Origin of the sequence: Pimelobacter sp. 30-1 (assembly GCF_018831735.1) — a bacterium.
In the GTDB taxonomy this organism is placed as follows: Bacteria; Actinomycetota; Actinomycetes; order Propionibacteriales; family Nocardioidaceae; genus Nocardioides.
On the sequence record NZ_NHTS01000018.1, the window covers coordinates 41,585 to 57,749 of the forward strand.

General features: G+C 69.7%; 19 protein-coding genes. 14 read left to right on the top strand and 5 right to left on the bottom strand.

Translation table 11 applies throughout. From position 1 onward, the window contains the following. The first annotated feature begins 158 nt into the window (after window positions 1–158). The 4 genes from CCO04_RS27750 to CCO04_RS27765 all read left to right on the top strand — a co-directional run bounded on the left by CCO04_RS27750 (window position 159) and on the right by CCO04_RS27765 (window position 3,554). Window positions 159–569, top strand: a complete 411-nt coding sequence (locus CCO04_RS27750) for a hypothetical protein (protein ID WP_215817432.1) — start codon at window positions 159–161, stop codon at window positions 567–569. Window positions 570–645: 76 nt separating this feature from the next. Continuing rightward, the gene (locus CCO04_RS27755; protein WP_252374025.1) at window positions 646–2,457 is read left to right on the top strand and encodes a DNA cytosine methyltransferase; all 1,812 of its coding nucleotides are present in this window, start codon (window positions 646–648) and stop codon (window positions 2,455–2,457) included. A gap of 223 nt (window positions 2,458–2,680) precedes the next feature. Then, the gene (locus tag CCO04_RS27760; RefSeq protein ID WP_215817433.1) at window positions 2,681–3,076 is read left to right on the top strand and encodes a hypothetical protein; all 396 of its coding nucleotides are present in this window, start codon (window positions 2,681–2,683) and stop codon (window positions 3,074–3,076) included. Between the two features lie 238 nt (window positions 3,077–3,314). After that, window positions 3,315–3,554: a hypothetical protein gene (locus CCO04_RS27765; protein WP_215817434.1), complete on the top strand. Its 240-nt coding sequence runs from the start codon at window positions 3,315–3,317 to the stop codon at window positions 3,552–3,554. A gap of 208 nt (window positions 3,555–3,762) precedes the next feature. On the opposite strand, the gene CCO04_RS27770 is transcribed toward CCO04_RS27765, so the two are convergent. Next, window positions 3,763–5,010, bottom strand: a complete 1,248-nt coding sequence (locus CCO04_RS27770; RefSeq protein WP_215817435.1) for an IS256 family transposase — start codon at window positions 5,008–5,010, stop codon at window positions 3,763–3,765. A 508-nt stretch (window positions 5,011–5,518) separates the two neighbouring features. Between CCO04_RS27770 and CCO04_RS27775 the strand changes: the two genes are divergently transcribed. From CCO04_RS27775 to CCO04_RS27800, 6 genes are all read left to right on the top strand, one after another. Then, window positions 5,519–5,932 (top strand): single-stranded DNA-binding protein, encoded by a 414-nt coding sequence (locus CCO04_RS27775; protein WP_215817436.1) that lies wholly within the window; start codon window positions 5,519–5,521, stop codon window positions 5,930–5,932. Window positions 5,933–6,026: 94 nt separating this feature from the next. Beyond that, entirely contained in the window at window positions 6,027–6,716 is a 690-nt protein-coding gene (locus CCO04_RS27780; RefSeq protein ID WP_215817437.1) for a hypothetical protein, read from the top strand. After that, window positions 6,713–7,489 (top strand): ParA family protein, encoded by a 777-nt coding sequence (locus CCO04_RS27785; protein ID WP_215817438.1) that lies wholly within the window; start codon window positions 6,713–6,715, stop codon window positions 7,487–7,489. Before CCO04_RS27780 ends, CCO04_RS27785 begins: the two co-directional genes overlap by 4 nt. A 62-nt stretch (window positions 7,490–7,551) precedes the next feature. Further along, the gene (locus tag CCO04_RS27790) at window positions 7,552–8,235 is read left to right on the top strand and encodes a hypothetical protein (protein ID WP_215817439.1); all 684 of its coding nucleotides are present in this window, start codon (window positions 7,552–7,554) and stop codon (window positions 8,233–8,235) included. Window positions 8,236–8,402: 167 nt separating this feature from the next. Beyond that, the gene (locus CCO04_RS27795) at window positions 8,403–8,660 is read left to right on the top strand and encodes a hypothetical protein (RefSeq protein WP_215817440.1); all 258 of its coding nucleotides are present in this window, start codon (window positions 8,403–8,405) and stop codon (window positions 8,658–8,660) included. After that, the gene (locus CCO04_RS27800; RefSeq protein WP_215817441.1) at window positions 8,657–9,061 is read left to right on the top strand and encodes a hypothetical protein; all 405 of its coding nucleotides are present in this window, start codon (window positions 8,657–8,659) and stop codon (window positions 9,059–9,061) included. Before CCO04_RS27795 ends, CCO04_RS27800 begins: the two co-directional genes overlap by 4 nt. Before the next feature lie 128 nt (window positions 9,062–9,189). Here CCO04_RS27800 and CCO04_RS27805 read toward each other — a convergent pair whose 3' ends face one another. Beyond that, window positions 9,190–9,534 carry a hypothetical protein gene (locus CCO04_RS27805; RefSeq protein WP_215817442.1) on the bottom strand — a complete coding sequence of 115 codons (345 nt, stop codon included), beginning with the start codon at window positions 9,532–9,534 and terminating at the stop codon, window positions 9,190–9,192. Between the two features lie 217 nt (window positions 9,535–9,751). On the opposite strand from CCO04_RS27805, the gene CCO04_RS27810 reads away from it, so the two are divergent. From CCO04_RS27810 to CCO04_RS27820, 3 genes are read left to right on the top strand one after another with little or no spacing between them, the layout of a single operon-like run. Continuing rightward, a complete protein-coding gene (locus tag CCO04_RS27810) occupies window positions 9,752–10,165 on the top strand; it encodes a plasmid mobilization relaxosome protein MobC (protein ID WP_215817443.1) in 414 nt (137 codons plus the stop codon). Further along, window positions 10,162–11,997: a relaxase/mobilization nuclease domain-containing protein gene (locus CCO04_RS27815; RefSeq protein ID WP_215817444.1), complete on the top strand. Its 1,836-nt coding sequence runs from the start codon at window positions 10,162–10,164 to the stop codon at window positions 11,995–11,997. Before CCO04_RS27810 ends, CCO04_RS27815 begins: the two co-directional genes overlap by 4 nt. A 39-nt stretch (window positions 11,998–12,036) precedes the next feature. After that, the gene (locus CCO04_RS27820; RefSeq protein WP_215817445.1) at window positions 12,037–12,843 is read left to right on the top strand and encodes a hypothetical protein; all 807 of its coding nucleotides are present in this window, start codon (window positions 12,037–12,039) and stop codon (window positions 12,841–12,843) included. A 25-nt stretch (window positions 12,844–12,868) separates the two neighbouring features. Here CCO04_RS27820 and CCO04_RS27825 read toward each other — a convergent pair whose 3' ends face one another. Genes CCO04_RS27825 through CCO04_RS27835 form a run of 3 tightly spaced genes read right to left on the bottom strand, consistent with a single transcriptional unit; the run spans window position 12,869 to window position 15,200 of the window. Continuing rightward, complete coding sequence (locus CCO04_RS27825; protein ID WP_215817446.1) at window positions 12,869–13,162, bottom strand: hypothetical protein; 294 nt, start codon at window positions 13,160–13,162, stop codon at window positions 12,869–12,871. Beyond that, complete coding sequence (locus tag CCO04_RS27830) at window positions 13,159–13,611, bottom strand: hypothetical protein (protein ID WP_215817447.1); 453 nt, start codon at window positions 13,609–13,611, stop codon at window positions 13,159–13,161. The genes CCO04_RS27825 and CCO04_RS27830 overlap by 4 nt, the downstream gene beginning before the upstream one ends. Then, on the bottom strand, window positions 13,608–15,200 hold the full coding sequence (locus CCO04_RS27835) for a hypothetical protein (protein ID WP_215817448.1): 1,593 nt from the start codon (window positions 15,198–15,200) through the stop codon (window positions 13,608–13,610). The genes CCO04_RS27830 and CCO04_RS27835 overlap by 4 nt, the downstream gene beginning before the upstream one ends. Window positions 15,201–15,336: 136 nt before the next feature. On the opposite strand from CCO04_RS27835, the gene CCO04_RS27840 reads away from it, so the two are divergent. Continuing rightward, the gene (locus tag CCO04_RS27840) at window positions 15,337–15,960 is read left to right on the top strand and encodes a winged helix-turn-helix domain-containing protein (protein ID WP_215817449.1); all 624 of its coding nucleotides are present in this window, start codon (window positions 15,337–15,339) and stop codon (window positions 15,958–15,960) included. Window positions 15,961–16,165: the final 205 nt, after the last annotated feature.

Below are 16,165 nucleotides of genomic sequence, written 5' to 3' on the forward strand. Positions count from 1 at the left end.
GAGAGGGGAGACGGGCGGCGCCCGCGCGAACAAGCCTCCCCGTCCGAACTAGTCGCGCTAAATTACATAAAATAAAGTTGCTGATCCCTATTGCACCCTCACGCTAGTCACGCTAAACTAGATACATCACAAAGCACAGACCGCAAAGGGGCAAGACCATGGCAACCACTCCCAGCAAGATCCTCGGCTACGACAGCCGGCACTGCGACGGAACTCCCGGCCTGGAGTACTACATCGCCGACGGCGACATGGCGTGCGCCTGGTCGGGCAACCTCCACGACCCGATCGAGATCTCCCTCGGCGGCTACGGCGAGCCGGTCGAGCACCTGATCCTCGTCGACGACCTGAAGGCGACCGGAAAGGTCCCGAGCAACCTGGACGCCGCTCTGCTGTGGTTCGTCCAGGTCTGCCGGGAGTGGGCGGGGACCTTCATCCTCGCCAACGAGGGCAACGCCCACCCTGAGGCGATCCCGGCCTGCGTCGAGTTCGACACCGAGACCTCCGCCTCCTCGCAGCACTACATCGACACCGGCGTCTACATGCTCCGGGCCACGGACCGGCGTCCCTGATGACCGTGACGTTCGCCGCCCAGGACCACCTGGGCGGCGGGCGCCGCCGCGCCCGCACTGAGCGGAGGGCCGTCGCATGCTGATGCCCAAGCCCACCAACAACCTGGTCGCGCCCAGCAGTGGGGGAGTGACCGTCACCGACATGTTCTGCGGTGGTGGCGGCTCCTCAACCGGCATGGGCCAGATCCCCGGCGTCGTCGTGGTCATGGCCGCCAACCACTGGGACCTGGCGATCAAGGTCCACAACGCCAACCACCCCGAGGCCGACCACGCAGCGGTCGACCTGCACGAGGAGAACCCCCGCTTCTTCCCCCAGACCGACGTCTTGTGGGCCTCCCCGGAGTGCACCAAGTGGTCGCAGGCCTCCGGCGGCCGCTACGACAAGGTCCCGCTCGACGGCGAGATGGACCTGCTCGACCTCCTCGACCCCGACCTGGTCGAGGAAGAGCCCGAGGACCCCGAGCTCGACGCGATCCGGCGCAGCCGCCTCCTGATGTTCGACGTCCTACGCTTCGCCGAGCACCACCGCTACCGCGCCATGGTCATCGAGAACGTCGTCGACATCGCCACCCAGGCCAAGTACGCGACCGCCTGGCGCCTGTGGTGCAAGTCCCTTGCCAACCTCGGCTACGACTTCCGCGTCGTCTCGCTCAACAGCATGCACGCCCAGGTGCACGGAGCACCGGCCCCGCAGTCCCGCGACCGCATCTACGTCGTGTGCTGGCGCCGAGGCGACAAGGCGCCCAACCTCGACAAGGTGCTCCGCCCTCGGGCCTACTGCCCGAACTGCGACCAGGTCATCGAGTCCCAGCAGGCGTGGAAGAACGGCAAGACCGTCGGCCGCTACCGCCAGCAGTACGTCTACGTGCACGGCGGTGCGAACGGGTGCGGCACCATCGTCGAGCCCGGCTGGCTCCCCGCGGCCGCCGCGATCGACTGGTCGATCCCCGGAACCCCGATCGGCGCCCGCAAGAAGCCGCTCGCGGTCAAGACCCGCGCACGCATCGCCGCGGGCATCGCCCGCTACTGGGCGCCTGTCCACCTCGAGGCGGCCGGGAACACCTACGACGCGGCTGACCCCAAGCACCGCGCGTACGGCGACCCCAACGGCTACTACCGCTCCTGGACCGTCGACGAGCCGCTCCGAGCCCTCACAGCCACCCAGACCCGCGCGCTCGCGGTGCCGGTCGAAGGCCGCGACGGCAAGGACGCCCGCCCGGTCGACCTGCCCGGCCGGACCCAGACCACCCGGTCAGAGACTGCCCTCCTCACCCCGTCCGGCGGGACCTGGAACAACGAGGCCCGACCGGCCACCGACCCGCACCGGACCATGACCACGCGCGAGCACATGGCGCTGGTCCAGCCGCCGCTGCACGTGTCCCTCATGGGCGGCCACGAGCACGCGATCGCGAACTCCGCGCGCCCGGTCGACCGCGAGCTGCGGACCATCACCGCGGAGGGCAACAACGACGCCCTGCTCACGCCGTACTACGGCACCGCGACCACCTCCCAGCCGGTCACCGACCCGGTCGGCACCCTCACCACGGTCGACCGCTACGCCCTGGTCACCCGTCACAACGGCACCAAGGACCGGCCCGGGGCCGAGATGACCACGCCGATCTGGGAGGCGCTGCGCACTCTCACCACGACCGCGCAGCAGTCGATCATCACGCCCGGCGAACTCGAAGCCGCCCAGGCCCAGGTCGACGACTGCCTGTTCCGGATGCTCGAGCCCCACGAGGTCGCCGCAGGCATGGCCTTCCCCTCGGACTACATGTGGGAGGGGACCCGCCGCCAGCGGGTCAAGCTCGCGGGGAACGCGGTCACCCCGCCGGCCGCGCGCGACATCATCGCCGCCGTCATCGAGCCCCTGGCGTACGCCGCCTAGCGACCCGCAGAAGGCGGAACGGGCGCCGCTCAAGAGCGGCGCCCGTTCCTATCACAAAGCACAGCACGCTCATCTGGAGCGACTGCACCTCAAATCCTAGCCCCCACGGCTCGCCGACCTCACCGGCCACCCGACCGAGCGCCCCAGGAGCATTGCCAAACGCGCGCTATGTGCGCTAAATTAGATAAATCACAAAGCACGCACCTACGAAGGAGCAGGAACCATGGACACGAACACCGCAGGCGACGACCGCTACGCGCGCGCAGTGAAGGCCCTCGGCTGGACCAAGGGCCGGATCACGGTCGACGAGGGCGCAACCGTCGTTGAGGGCCAGTACGCCGCGAACAGCGACTGGAACGGATGGCTGATCGTCCGAATGCCGCTGGCTTCCGCAACCAAGGTGCTCGACGCGGCGATCGCCTTGACCCCGGAGATCTTCCGGTACGAGGTCACGAGCGCCGGCCTCCTGCGGGTGTGGCTCGCGGACGCGCCGGTCGAGGAGTACGGGCCCGACGAGGACGGCCTCTATCACCTCGGCTCGCGCGCCTGGTGCTGGGAGCTCGGCGCCGACACGGACAGCGCGGGCGGCACAGATGACGCAGCCGCGGGAGGCGACTGACCCGGGGGAGTGGGGGCCCGACCGTCTCCCCTCTCCTCGATGCTCCAGCTGTGGGCACCGAGGAGAGGGGAGACGCCGTGCTGTGCAGGGGTGACGGATCCGTGGCGGCCGAGCGCGACACGTGGGGCAAGGGATCGGAGGATCTTGCCAGCAAACCGCTCAGGGACTTTGACCTGTGCGCTATATGCGCTAAACTAGACATATCACAAAGCGCACACCTCAAGGAGAAAACGCCATGATGACGAAGACCGCACAGGCGGAGGCCGCACCCCAGGCCGCGAAGGAGTACCCCCGGCTCCACGAACTGACCGTCATGCAGGCCGAGGCCCTCATCGAGAAGGGCAAGCCCGTCTACTGTGTCGACACGCCCGGCGCGACCCACGCGAGCCTGTTCGCGTCGAAGCACCGCGCGCACCAGGCCGCAGCCTTCTGCGGGGTGCACGAGGTCTACGACTGGCTCACGCACGAGATCGTCTGATCGCCATGACTGACTCCGCGAACGAGCAGGCCCGCGACCAGGTCCGAGACGCGATCGCGGGCCTGCTCGCCCGGATCGCAGAGGCGATCGACACCAGCGACTGGGACGCCGTCGCGCCCCTGGCGAACCAGCTCGCAGCTGCCGGCTGGAGGCCGGCCTGCGGTCAAGTCCCCGGTAGTGGTGTAGCGCTGCGTTCCTTCTTTGGGGGTTAGGCGGTCAGGGCGGGTAGTTGATCAGCTCCGATCTCGGTGTCGGTGTTGGGGACGAGGTTGACGCGGCAGCGGGCGAGGAGGTCGAGTCCGAGGTAGCGGCGGCCTTCGGCCCATTCGTCGGTCTGCTCGGCCAAGACTGCGCCGACGAGCCGGACGATGGCGTCGCGGGTGGGGAAGATCCCGACTGAGTCGGTGCGTCTCCGGATCTCGCGGTTGAGCCGCTCGGCGGGGTTGTTGGACCAGATCTGGGTCCACACGTCCTTGGGGAAGCCGGTGAACGCGAGGATGTCCGCGCGAGCGGCGTCGAGGTGGTCGTGGACCTCGGGGAGCCTTTGGTCGACGTAGTCCAGGAGCCGGTCGAACTGGGCGTGCACTGATGGTTTGTCGGGCTGGTCGTAGACCGAGTGCAGCATCGCCTTGACCGCCGGCCACATGCTCTTGGGTGTCACGGACATGAGGTTCGCTGCGTAGTGGGTGCGACACCGTTGCCACGACGCCCCGGGCAGGTTCGCTGCGACCGCTTCGACCAGCCCTTGGTGGGCGTCTGAGGTGACGAGCCGGACCCCGGTCAGGCCGCGGGCGACCAGGTCGGCGAAGAACTCGTTCCACGCTGCGCCGGTCTCGCTGGTAGCCACCCGCATGCCCAGGACCTCGCGGTGCCCGTCGCTGTTGACACCGGTGGCCAGCAAGACGACGGCGTTGATGACGCGGCCGCCTTCGCGGACCTTCATCGTCAACGCGTCAGCAGCGACGAACGTGAACGGTCCCGCAGCGTCGAGGGGGCGATGACGGAACTGTTCGACGTGCTCATCGAGCTCGGCCGCCATCCGCGACACCTGGGACTTGGACAGGGAGTCGATCCCCAGGGTCTTGACCAGCTTGTCCATCCGCCGCGTGGACACGCCGGCGAGGTAGCAGTCAGCGACCACGGTGATCAGCGCGGACTCCGAGCGCTTGCGGCGCTCGAGGAGCCACTCGGGGAAGTAGGTGCCCTTGCGCAGCTTCGGGATCGCCACGTCGATCGTGCCGACCCTGGTGTCCAGCGGGCGGCGGCGGTAGCCGTTGCGTTGCGCGGTCCGGGCCGGATCCGGGCGACCGTACTCGGCGCCGACCACCGCATCGGCATCGGCGGACAACAGTGCGTTGATCATCGTTTGCAGCAGCTGCCGCATCAGATCCGGACTCGCCTCGGCGAGAGCTTCACCAAGCAGGCCAGCAGGGTCGACAATGTGTGGTGCGGTCATCGTGATGACTCCGTTCGAGGGTGCTGTGAGAGGTGAACTCGAAGGATCACGCGGTGGCCGCGTCTTCGTCTGCCGTACACGCCGGTGACGATCTCGGCGACCGCGCTACACCACTATCGGGGACTCAACTCGGCCTGCCCCACGTGCGGCATGCCGATGCGCTGGGAGCGCGACATGGACGACTCCGGCGAGCAGTGGCTGTGGTGCGGTCACTGCTCGCACTCGTACGAATCGGACCAGTTCAACACGCTCACGACCTGAGCCCGAAGCGCAACCGCAGCCGACCGAGGTCGGGCGGGAGAGGGGTAGCGAACCCCGGCTCCCGCCCGACCTCTTGGTGCGTCAACGCCTAAAGCCCGGCACCGAGGAGAGGGGAGACGGGCCGCCTTGCTGCCGGGTCGAATTTGCCTCAGGAAAGATCCAAGAATCGCAGCGAAACCCGTTGACTCTCACGCTAGATGCGCTAAACTAGACACATCACAAAGCACACACCCTAAGGAGCAAGATCATGGACAACATCACCACCTTCGCCGGCAACCTGACCGACGAGCCCAAGCTGACCTTCACCTCGAAGAAGGGGACGCCGGTCGCGGAGTTCCGCGTGGCGATCAACCGCCGCACGAAGGACGCCAACGACCAGTGGGTCGACGCCCCTGCCACGTTCAAGAACGTCAAGGTCATGGGCCGCCAGGCCGAGCACCTGGCCGACGCGGTCACGAAGGGCACCCGGGTCCTGGTGCACGGCGCCGAGGAGACGCGGACCTACTCCAAGGACGGCGAGGAGAAGTTCTTCACCTACGTGCTCGTCAGCGACCGGTTCGGCGAGGTCGGGCTCAGCACCAAGTTCGGCGCCGGCTCCGCCACGAAGAACGGCCAGGGCGAGACCCCCGCGACCGACCCGTGGGCTGCGCCGTCCAACTGACACCGATGGGATCGGGGGAGGGGCGCAGGGCATGGCGCTGGCGCCCCTCCCTCTCCTCGGTGCTCAGTGATGTGCGCTGAAAGGAGTAGGACTCATGAGCGACAGCCCGCCCCCGGGCCTCGTGGAGGCCCTCGAGCAGTTCGTGGCGGTGGGGTCCATCGGGGCCGTCCTGTTCGCGATCTGCCTCGTGGCCATGCTCGGGTTCCGTTACGTCACGACGGGAGCCTTCACTCGTGAAGGCGCGTTGAAGCTGGACCTCGAGCGATACAAGCAGGAGATGGAGCACTACTCCTCTGCCGTGCACCGTCTGGTGGACGCCGGGGGAGGGGAGATGGTCATGGGTCTGCGGCTCGGCAATACGCCAGAGTTGCTGGCGATCGAGCTGAAGATGTGTGGCACGACCGCCGCGATCGCTGAGCGCGGCTACAGCCTGCACTTGCTCCCTGCGCGCCGGGGCGTCATGTTCCGCGCGATCCCGATCGATCCGCCGCGGAAGCCGGCCCGATTCACGCTCGTGATCGGCGACCGTCAAGACCGGCACGCGACCCGCGACGGCGGGCCGGCGGAGACGCACGGCGCTCGGCGAAGCCCTGACGCGGAGCCTGTAGAGGTCGTCGAAGCTGAGGTGAGCGACGACGGCGAGGGCTGGCAGGTCTACGCGCCAGGCCGGCCCTGCAGTGAAGACGGCAACCCCATCGACGACCAACCGCCTCGGACACGGCGCGAACCGCCGTGGCGCTGGCCCCGACCGACGATCCTCAACCGAAAGCAGGACCGCACATGACCATCTACTCCTTCGTCAGCCCCAAGGGTGGAGTCGGCAAGACCACATCCGCGGCCGAGGCGGTGCTCGTCTTGACCAGCGCCGGCCGGAAAGTGCTCGCGATCGACTTCGAACCGCAGGGCAACTTCGCCGCGCGGCTCGGGATCACCTTGGACACCCTGGTTGAGTCCGTGACCGACGACGTGCTGCGTGGCAACGCGACGCTCACAGAGGCCGCCGTACCGGCCCCGGCGGTCACTGGCGCCGACGTCGTCATCGGCACCCGTGACCTCGCAGCCTGGGACGCGGACCCGGAGACCGTGCACCTGCTCGCCGACGAGCTCGCACGCCTGGGCGACGCCTACGACGATGTCGTCATCGACACCCCGCCAAGCCTGCACAACCTGGTCCGCGCCGCCCTGGTGGCCGCCGACGTCGTGGTCGCGCTGGTGCAGTGCGCCACGGAGGCCTTCGAGGCCGTCGCCGACGACCTCGTGCCGTTCGTCGAGCAGCGTGTCGCCGCGCGGCTACGCCCGGGTCAGCGCGTGCACTGGTTCGTGCCCACGATGGCCTTCTTGCAGACCAGCAGCACCAAGGACGTGCTGGAGATGCTCGAGGTCGACTACCCCGGACGGGTGACGGTGCCGATCAGGCACACGACCGATGTCAAGGACGGGTACACCTCGGGCCTGCCCGTCGGGCTGTACCGCCCGAACTCGACCGCGGCGCAGGACTACGCCGTCGCGCTCGCGACCGTGCTCGCCCCCTCGCTCACCGCCGTCACCACCCGCTGAAGAAGGAAGGAGACCGACCAATGGCAAACCCGAAGCGCGGGACCCTCCGTGACCGCCGACGCATGGCATCCGACAACCTCGAGCAGGGGCACAAGGCGCCTGCGAGCACTCCCGCGACGGCACCTCCGGTCGACCCGGCGTCCGCGGCCGAGACGCCCACGGAGACCGCACCTACTCCCACGCCGGCCGCGACGGACGAGAAGAAGTCCGACAAGCCTGCCGAGGCCCGCGGCAACGCACCGGTGGCTGACCCCGGTGGGCTCGATGCACTGCAGCGTGGCCTGGAGGGCAAGCGCCGTAAGACGACCGCGGAGATCGCGCGCGAGCAAGGCAAGGTCGCGCTCGGGCTGTACTTCCCTGTCGTCGACGACCTGGAGCTGGCGCGCCGAGCGTTCGCCACGGACTTCTACGAGCACGACGGCCCCGCTGCATTCTCGGAGTGGCTCTCGCGGGCGATCCTTGCGCACGCCAAGCGGACGCCCGGTCAGCGCGCCGAGCTCGCGCAGCCCCGCCGAGAGAAGAGCCGTGGCGTGAAGGGCAAGCTCCGCAAGATCGATGTGCGGCCCGAGATCAGCGCCGCGGTCGAGGCCGGTCGGACGGCCGACCGGGAGGAGCTGCGTCGCACGACGTCCGTGTCGGCGTGGTGCTACGACGCGGTCATGGCCGCGATCGACGACACCAGGAACCGCACCGCCGGAGACCTCGTGGTGATCGACGGTCCGCTGCCGTCGCGGCTCAGGAAGTAGGGCAGATCGATGCTCTGCGATCCGTGCAGTCAGGCCGGCCACGACGCCTCCACGTGCGCCAATCACAGCGTGCCGATGATCGCCCGTGCCTGCGCCTGCGGCTGCGCCAGCATCGCCACCGACCCAGCGCCGTACTGGACACACGTCAGCGCGACGAAGGACGAGAAGTGACCGCGGACAAGTACCCCGGACTCAGTGAGCCCGACCGCCAGCGCGTGATGCAGCTCGACCGGACCATCAGCACGCGCCTCACCCTCGTCGCCGGTCTGGCCATCGTCGCCATCGTCAGCGACCAGACGTCGGTCCGCATCATCATGGCCGGAGCGATCGTCATCACCCTCGCCCTGCTCCAGCCCGTGCTGCGACAGCGGCACCGCCTGACCAACCCTGACCGATACCGCTCGAAGAACGGAGGGAGCCGATGAGCTGGGAGACCGTCGACGGCACCCACGAGTGCTACGTCCTGCCCGAGTTCGCCGACGGCGCGCGAGGCGCCAACGTGTCCGGCCTGGGGGAGCCGGCCAACCACGTCGTGGTCGCCTTCGCGATCGACGCCGACACGCACCAGCGCGTCGCGACCGCCGTCCGTCCGGCCTCCGAGGTTGTCGGCTGGCGAGTCTGCTGCGACTGCCGCGACAGCCTGGCGGGTCCGATCCGGACGATGTGGGTGGGGCCGCTCGTCGACCGCGTCGACGAGCCAGATCAAGCTGGACCAGGACGCGTGTTCCTCGCGGACGGCGACGTCGTCAACGCCGACGCGATCGACCCCGCACCGTTCTACGACGCCTGGGTCAGCGGTCACGTCCCCGACGCCATCACCGCGTGAAGAGTCGGACCCTCCATCTACCGTCGGTCACCCCCGACTCACGGGTGATGATCGCCCTCATCCTCTAGGCCAACAGCAACGCCCCCGGGCTCCTCTCAAGGGAGTAGCCCGGGGGCGTTGCTGCGTCCCTAGCCGGCCAGGCTGACGCCGTCCTGACCTTGGTTGCTCGCGCCTGCAGAGCCCGGAGCCGTGCCACGCCCCTGGCCGCCGGTGCTCTTGCGGGTCGACTTCCGGCGCGTGCTGCGCTTGGGCTGGTCGGGGATCGTGATGCCGAGCTGGCGCAGTTCGTTGCTGGTCCAGCCGGCGTCGGTCGCGACGTCGAGCGCCGCGATCAGCTCCTGCTCGGCCTCCTCCAGTGCGACGCGTGCCGCGTCGGCGGCCGCTGCTGCCTTGTCGACGCCGTCGATCGCCGTCATGCGCTCCTCGAGGAGGAGCTGTGCACGCTCCCGGACGGTGCGGTTCTCATCACTCATGGTGTGCAGCGTAGGCGTTCACGCCAACCTCTGCCACCGGTCTCCCCCCTCCTCGCTGCCTCCCCCCGCTTTGCGGGCGAGCGACGCGAACGTCGCGCTGGTGCGCGACGGCCTCCGGCGGGAGCAAGATGTACGGTATGGTGCCCTTACGGGCCCCATACCGGGGAGAAGGCCGCTGACGCGCGGCCTTGAAAAGCGGGGAGAGGTGGCATCGACGATGGCTGAGAAGAGCGAGGAGAAGACCGCAGGACGAACGAAGACGCGGCGCCGGCGCAACCAGGGCGGTGCGCGACCAAACCGCACGGTCATCCGCCACACCGACGAGGAATGGGCCCGCGTCAACGCTGCCGCGTCGCACCTCGGCCTCAGCGTGCCCGGCTTCTACGAGCGTGCAGCGTTCGCTGGATCCGCGCAGGCTGCCGTCGAGCTCTCGATCATCGAGGACGAGCTGTTCGGCGTTCGCCGCCTGCTCGCCAACGCCGCCAACAACCTCAACCAGGTCGCGCGCTCGCTGAACACTGACGGCTCTCACGAGCCCGCCCAGCTCGCGGGCAGCCTGCAGTTGTTCGAGGACACGATCGCGCGCCTCAACGGTCTGCTCGACTCCCTGCCCGGTCACGGCATCCAGTGATCATTCGCTGTCACAAGACCGGCAAGGACGCCGCCGGCCTGACCCGGTATCTCTTCGGCCCGGGCAAGGCCAACGAGCACACCAACCAACGGATGGTCGCCGGGTCTCCTGAACTCGCGGGGGAGTGGTCCGGTGCCGCGTTGTCGATGCGCGAGGCGACGCACCTGGGCCGCGTTGTCGAGGCGTCCTGGCGACGCCAGTACGCCCCCGAGCTCGCGCTCGCGGGCGTCGGCGCAGGCGGCATCTCCCGCGACGGCCTGCACAGCAACATCACCGAACGCCTGGCTGATGGCCGCGCCGACGGCTCGGTCCGTTTCGACCTCGCGGCCCAGCAGGACCACGTCTTCCACGCGTCCCTCTCGCTGCACCCCGACGACCCCGGCCTGACTGATGAGCAGTGGAACGAGGTCGCGACCAAGTACGTCGAGGAGATGGGTTTCACCGGTGTCGACGGGCGACCCGACTGCTCGTGGTTCGCGGTGCACCATGGGCGCTCGTCGCGCCAGCTCGGGGATGACGGCAAGAAGGACCCGACGCACCCCGGGAACGACCACATCCACATCGTGGTCTGCGTGACCCGCCGAGACGGGTCGCGGGTCGACCTGCACAACTCGGGCCGACGCTCCCAGGAGGTGCGCCGCGACGTGCTCGAGAAGCTGCCGTACCTCACCCCGCTGCACGAATCCGGCCGCGCCGCGAACACGCCGAGCCCGAGCAGCTTCACTGCGGCCGAGCACAACATGGCGCGCGATCGCGCGGCCCGCGGAGACGGACCGGCGACCCCCGACCGCGTGCTTCTTCAGCGGATCCTGCGGGCGGCCGCGACCGACGCGACGACCGAGGCCGGCTTCATCAACAACGTCATCAAGAACCCGCGCATGGAGATCGCCGCGGCGCGCTGGAAGCCGGGCACCGACCAGCAGGTCGTGACCGGCTACAAGATCCGGTTCAAGGACGGCACCTGGTTCTCGGCCTCGACGCTCGCGCCCGACCTCACGCTGTCCAAGCTGCGCCCCGGGTGGCGCAGCGAGACCGATGAGTCCCGGGAGTACGCGCGCGCTCTATGGGCCGAGCAGGCGCCGGGGGAGAAGCGCGTCACGACCACCGATGCCCCCGCGCAGCTCGACCAGGCCGCCGTCGCGCTCGCGGCCGTCAACGACGCCCTCGCGGACCTCGACCCCGCCGCGGTCGACGCCTGGAACGACGTCGCCGCGGCGACCGCTGGCACGGTCGCCGTCGTGGCCACGGCCGCGCCCCGCGGTCTCGACGAGCACGGCCGCGAGACCGGTTTCAGCGTCGACGCAGGACGTGCCTCCGACGTCTTGACCCGGCAGTGGCTCGCAGACAACTACAACCGCCAGGCGACGTCGCAGGCCCCTCCGAAGGTCCCCGCCGGGCTGTCCAACATGGAGCTGGCCGCGCGCCATATCCAGCTCGCAGTTCGCGCTACGAGCACCGACCGGCACCAGGGCTGGCTGGCCGTCCTCCAGCAGCTCATGCGCACCGTCAACGCGATCGCCGACGCGAAGGCCGCGCGCGGCGAACTCGTCGGTGCGCTGTCCCTGCGCCGTGACGCCGTCACGGCTATGGGACGCCTCGAGGCGTGGGTAGGCACTCGCGCTGCCGACCCCGGCGCCGATGCAGCATCGACGCCGGTGTCGGGGGAGCGGGGCCCGGAGCTGAGCGAAGCCGCGCGCGCCGCACGGGAGGCGTCCGGTCACGCCCGCGGGCCAGCGCCGCAGGCTCCGCAGCCCGCGCCCGCGGCTGGCGAGGCGCGCGTCAACCGTGGGCCCGACGGTCCCAAGCCCGGACGCAGCCCGCGCCGCGGGTAGCCGCACTGGACGAGCGCAACGAGGAGAGCGGAGAGCTACATGGCCAACATCGCGGGGCGACGCTGCGCCTGGTGCAAGGGCCCGATCGCGCTGACCGCACGTCGCGACACCGTGACGTGCTCGAAGCGCTGCCGCCAGGCGCGACACCGCTTCACCACCGCGGTCAACGCCGACCGGCCGGCCCTGCCCACTACGGCGGCGCCTGCCGGTCGAGGTCGGCGGCTCGCCTACGCCGACCCGCCCTACCCGGACCTCGCCAGCCGCTACTACCGAGACCACCCCGACTTCGCCGGCGAGGTCGACCACGAGCAGCTCGTCGACGAGCTCGCGCGCTACGACGGCTGGGCACTCTCGACCTCCGCCCGCGCGCTGCCCGACGTCCTGCGCATCTGCCCCGCCGGCGTTCGCGTCGCGGCATGGCACCGCGGTGCAGCGAGCTTCGCCCGCTCGCCCTACCCGCTCACCGCGTGGGAGCCGGTCATCTACGTCCCGGTCGGCCGAGCGCCCGTCGACGACGCCTCGACCGAGGTCCTACGCGACGGCTACGCACCTGGTGGCCGCGACGGCTCCGCCGCGGTGGTCGACGACGTCTCAACCGCACAGCCGCCCGCGGTCGTCGACTCGCTGATCTACGTCGCGCAGCCGCGGCGCAGCGATCCCGCGCGCGTGGTCGGAGCCAAGCCCGCGACCTACTGCCGCTGGATCTTCGACCTGCTCGGCGCCGACCCGCACCGAGGTGACACGCTCGATGACCTCTTCCCCGGTTCCGGAGGCGTGGCCCGCGCGTGGGAGATCTTCGCTGCAGCACAGGGTCGCCCGAAGCCCGCGGCCGTGCTGGCCGTCTAGCTTCGGTCGACTGCTGCCGGGGGCGTCAGATGAAGAAGATCGCGACGACGCCCACCGCACCAACGACCGCGATCCCACAGAAGGCGAGCGCCTCGAGGCGGTGAAGCCTCTGGTACGTCGGGGAGGAGCGCCGGTAAACCGCTAGGTAGGCCCCCACGTTGATGTACAGCGACACCACGGCGAGCACGGCGAACGCCTGCCTGGAGAACGGCAGCGCGATGAACGCCGCCACGATGAAGGCCACCGACAACCAGAGCGCAGGAAGTGGCCCTCGTCGGCGCTGACTCGTCTTCCGAGTGTCAATCTCGCTGTCGGTCACCGATGCTTCTCCTCGACGTAGGCGCTGAATCTGTCGTGGGCCAGACGCTGTGAGGCGCGGCCGCGAAGGTCGTCAAGAATCTGGGTGCGGGCCTCGGCGATGGTGCGCGCCGGGTCGACGTCCCCGTCGATCGGGATTCTCACCCGCCCAGCATCGCACCACGGCACCCGCGAGGTGCGAACGAAAGCTAGCCTGCGCGCGAGGCGGCGAAGCGGGTGACCGGCCGTCTCCCGGCGCATGCGGCCGTACGGCGTCTCGAACTGCAGCGCGACGGTGACGGTCGTGTAGTTGACGCTGGCGGTCCAGCGTGCGACGTCCAGTGTGTGCGAGTACCGAGCCCGCGTGTCCAGGAGCAGGTAGTTCGCCGCCGGGTCCAGCAGGCCGCCGATCTCACGAGCATCGCGCGAATCGCAGGCCTCCACGACGTGATCGAACGTCTCCTCCCTCATCGGTCCTCCCCGGCGGTGTCGCCGCCACCGCGAAGGTGCGGGAGCCGGCCGGACGCGGCCTCGGTCGACCCGATCGTGTAGTAGCGCTCGTACGCGACGGGGTAGTTCGACGGCGCGATCCCGACGCCGGGCAGCGGAGTGTTGAGCACCGCGTCGCGAAGCACGGCCACCTCGACCGACTCCTCGGCGGCATAGCCGTCGAGGATCGCGCTGGCGTAACTCTCGGCGCTGCCCGGATCATCCGGAGGCGCGGTGTCGACGAGGACGACCTCGACGCCGGGGTAGCGCCGCTGCGCCTCGGCCCTGACCGCCGCGGTGACGGCCTGGCGGTACTCGGTCACGTCGGCAGCCCGAAGCTCGCGGAGGCGCTCCAGGAGGGCGTCGTATGGCGCCTCGGCGGCAGCATGCGCGGCCTCGAGGCGCCGGACCTCCGCGGGGTCGACGCCGGACTTGATGATCCACGCTCCGGTCATGGAGTAGCCGCGCTCGGCCTCGAGCGCGACCTGCTCCTCGATCCGGGCTAGGAGCCGTTCGGCCTCCGCGGGGGGCTGCCCGCCGGCGACCGCGCTGTCGTACCAGGCGTCGTAGGAGAACGGCGGAGCGTCGGCGCCCTCGGGATCTTCGGGCACGAAGTTGCCGGCGCCGTCATGCCGGTAGCACCAGTGCAGGGCGCTGGTGTCGTACGGCGCGGTGGCACGGTCCATGTCCTGACCGATCGCCTCGGCGGCCGCGTCGTAGAGCTCGTCCCAGCCGAAGTAGTCCAGCAGCCGTGCGGCGTCGACGACGATGCGCAGCGGCTCGGTGCGGTAGTCCATGAGGTTGGTGGCCTCGTCGCCGATCTGGGACTCGAGCAGGTCGCGGACCCGCGAGGCTTCCCAGGAGCCGGGTCGGCCCGCGAGCGCGGCCTCGATGCCGCCGGCGTTCGCTGCGGCCGAGGCCAGGGCCAGGCACACGAACTCGGCCCAGTCGACCGGCTCGGTCTGGTCCGGGTCGGCCTCCCACCGAGCGCCTCCAAGGAGCCCGGCCGCCGGCACGCCAGCGTCGACGGGTCGCATGGTCGGTCGGCGCAGCCGACCTGCCTCGGTGAGGATCGCGATCGCGTCCCGCAGCACCGTCTCGTAGGGCCGGGCCGGGCCCCACGTCGACGGGGCCGGCAGCACGGTGTTCACGACGCCGTAGGCGAGCGGCTGCGGGGAGGCGTTCGGGATCGGGTCGGGCCGACCGGCCAGCGGGTGGTCGGGAAGCGGCCGGCCCTCGATCGCCACCCGACCGTCCACGAACGCCACGCCCTCGACCGTGGCGACCTGGACCACGCGGTCGGCGTGCACGAGGACCGCGAGGGCCGCGTCTGCGAGGGTGGCCAGCTTCGCCTTCCACAGCCCGCGGCCGCGGGTCCACAGCTCGGTCGGGCTCAGCCCGTCGGCGTAGCCGACCAGCTGACGTCCCAGCGGGTCCGGGGCCGGAGCCGGCCGCTCGGCGGGGATCCGGATCCGGACCACGGTGACGTCGCGTTCCGACGTCCACCGGCCGTTCGCCCGCGGCTGGGCGGCAGGCGAGGCCGCTGCGGGCGATGCGCTGTCATCGGTCATGGACTCGACGCTACGCCCAGCCTGCCCTGTCGTCAACTAGTTAACTAATGACGCAATGTCATAACGGTTGTTATCGGCTCCGTGAGCCTTCACTGTCTTCTTTCGATCCAGATAACTGTCCTGTAGTCTTCCGGCCATGACTTCCGACTCCTTCCGGCCCGTCCCTCAGCGCAAGGCCGTTTACGAGGATCTCCGCCGTCGCATCGCCAGCGCCGAGTGGGCGATCGGCGAGCAGGTGCCGCCGATCGCCGACCTGCAGCAGCAGTACGACGCCCGCAGCCTCGGCACCGTCCGCGAGGCTCAGCAGCAGCTCGTCGAGGAGGGCATGCTCCGCGCGAAGCAGGGCGTGGGCACCTTCGTCGTCTCGCACACGCCGGCACGGCGCCCGCGACGTACCGACGCGTCCAGTCTGATCCCGTTGGTCTTGCGCGTCGAGCTCTACGAGGCAGGCCCTGCCGGGGTCGAGGGCGACTATCTCGCGGTCACGCTCGTCCATGACGATGTCGCGGCGGCCAGCGCACCCTCCGTTGGAGAGCATCTCGCGCCCGGTTCCCTCGGTGACGCCATGCACGAGCTGATCGGGATGCACCCCGTCATCGCGAAGGTCGAGCACTTCGTGACCTTCGCCGCCGAGGACCGACCTCCTGCGACAACCGTGGTCGTGCGCCGCCGTAGGCGCGAGACGGCGGCCACGGTCGAGCACCTCCAGGAGCAGCTCCGAGCCTCTGGCTGGATCGTCCGGTGGCACCACTCCAGCTAACGAAGGCCACCTCTTCTCGGGGTGGCTCGCGGTCGAGGTTGTGTCGGACCGCTGATGCACAGTTGGAGCAAAACCAGATCCCGTATCGGACAGGGTGGTAGCGATGGGCGGTACTAGAAGGCCGGGAACATGGCGCCGCATTGGGTCAAGTCCCGGCTAGTGGTGTAGCGCTGTGTTCCTTCGCTGGGGGGTTCAGGCAGTGAGT

Excerpts from the sequence above, each read along its gene's own strand:
- CCO04_RS27760 (WP_215817433.1), top strand. The coding sequence starts at position 2,681 with ATGGACACGAACACCGCAGGCGACGACCGCTACGCGCGCGCAGTGAAG.
- CCO04_RS27755 (WP_252374025.1), top strand. The coding sequence starts at position 646 with ATGCTGATGCCCAAGCCCACCAACAACCTGGTCGCGCCCAGCAGTGGG.
- CCO04_RS27800 (WP_215817441.1), top strand. The coding sequence starts at position 8,657 with ATGAGCTGGGAGACCGTCGACGGCACCCACGAGTGCTACGTCCTGCCC.
- CCO04_RS27785 (WP_215817438.1), top strand. The coding sequence starts at position 6,713 with ATGACCATCTACTCCTTCGTCAGCCCCAAGGGTGGAGTCGGCAAGACC.
- CCO04_RS27775 (WP_215817436.1), top strand. The coding sequence starts at position 5,519 with ATGGACAACATCACCACCTTCGCCGGCAACCTGACCGACGAGCCCAAG.
- CCO04_RS27820 (WP_215817445.1), top strand. The coding sequence starts at position 12,037 with ATGGCCAACATCGCGGGGCGACGCTGCGCCTGGTGCAAGGGCCCGATC.
- CCO04_RS27770 (WP_215817435.1), bottom strand. The coding sequence starts at position 5,010 with ATGACCGCACCACACATTGTCGACCCTGCTGGCCTGCTTGGTGAAGCT.
- CCO04_RS27780 (WP_215817437.1), top strand. The coding sequence starts at position 6,027 with ATGAGCGACAGCCCGCCCCCGGGCCTCGTGGAGGCCCTCGAGCAGTTC.
- CCO04_RS27750 (WP_215817432.1), top strand. The coding sequence starts at position 159 with ATGGCAACCACTCCCAGCAAGATCCTCGGCTACGACAGCCGGCACTGC.
- CCO04_RS27810 (WP_215817443.1), top strand. The coding sequence starts at position 9,752 with ATGGCTGAGAAGAGCGAGGAGAAGACCGCAGGACGAACGAAGACGCGG.
- CCO04_RS27830 (WP_215817447.1), bottom strand. The coding sequence starts at position 13,611 with ATGAGGGAGGAGACGTTCGATCACGTCGTGGAGGCCTGCGATTCGCGC.
- CCO04_RS27835 (WP_215817448.1), bottom strand. The coding sequence starts at position 15,200 with ATGACCGATGACAGCGCATCGCCCGCAGCGGCCTCGCCTGCCGCCCAG.
- CCO04_RS27765 (WP_215817434.1), top strand. The coding sequence starts at position 3,315 with ATGACGAAGACCGCACAGGCGGAGGCCGCACCCCAGGCCGCGAAGGAG.
- CCO04_RS27790 (WP_215817439.1), top strand. The coding sequence starts at position 7,552 with ATGGCATCCGACAACCTCGAGCAGGGGCACAAGGCGCCTGCGAGCACT.
- CCO04_RS27840 (WP_215817449.1), top strand. The coding sequence starts at position 15,337 with ATGACTTCCGACTCCTTCCGGCCCGTCCCTCAGCGCAAGGCCGTTTAC.
- CCO04_RS27805 (WP_215817442.1), bottom strand. The coding sequence starts at position 9,534 with ATGAGTGATGAGAACCGCACCGTCCGGGAGCGTGCACAGCTCCTCCTC.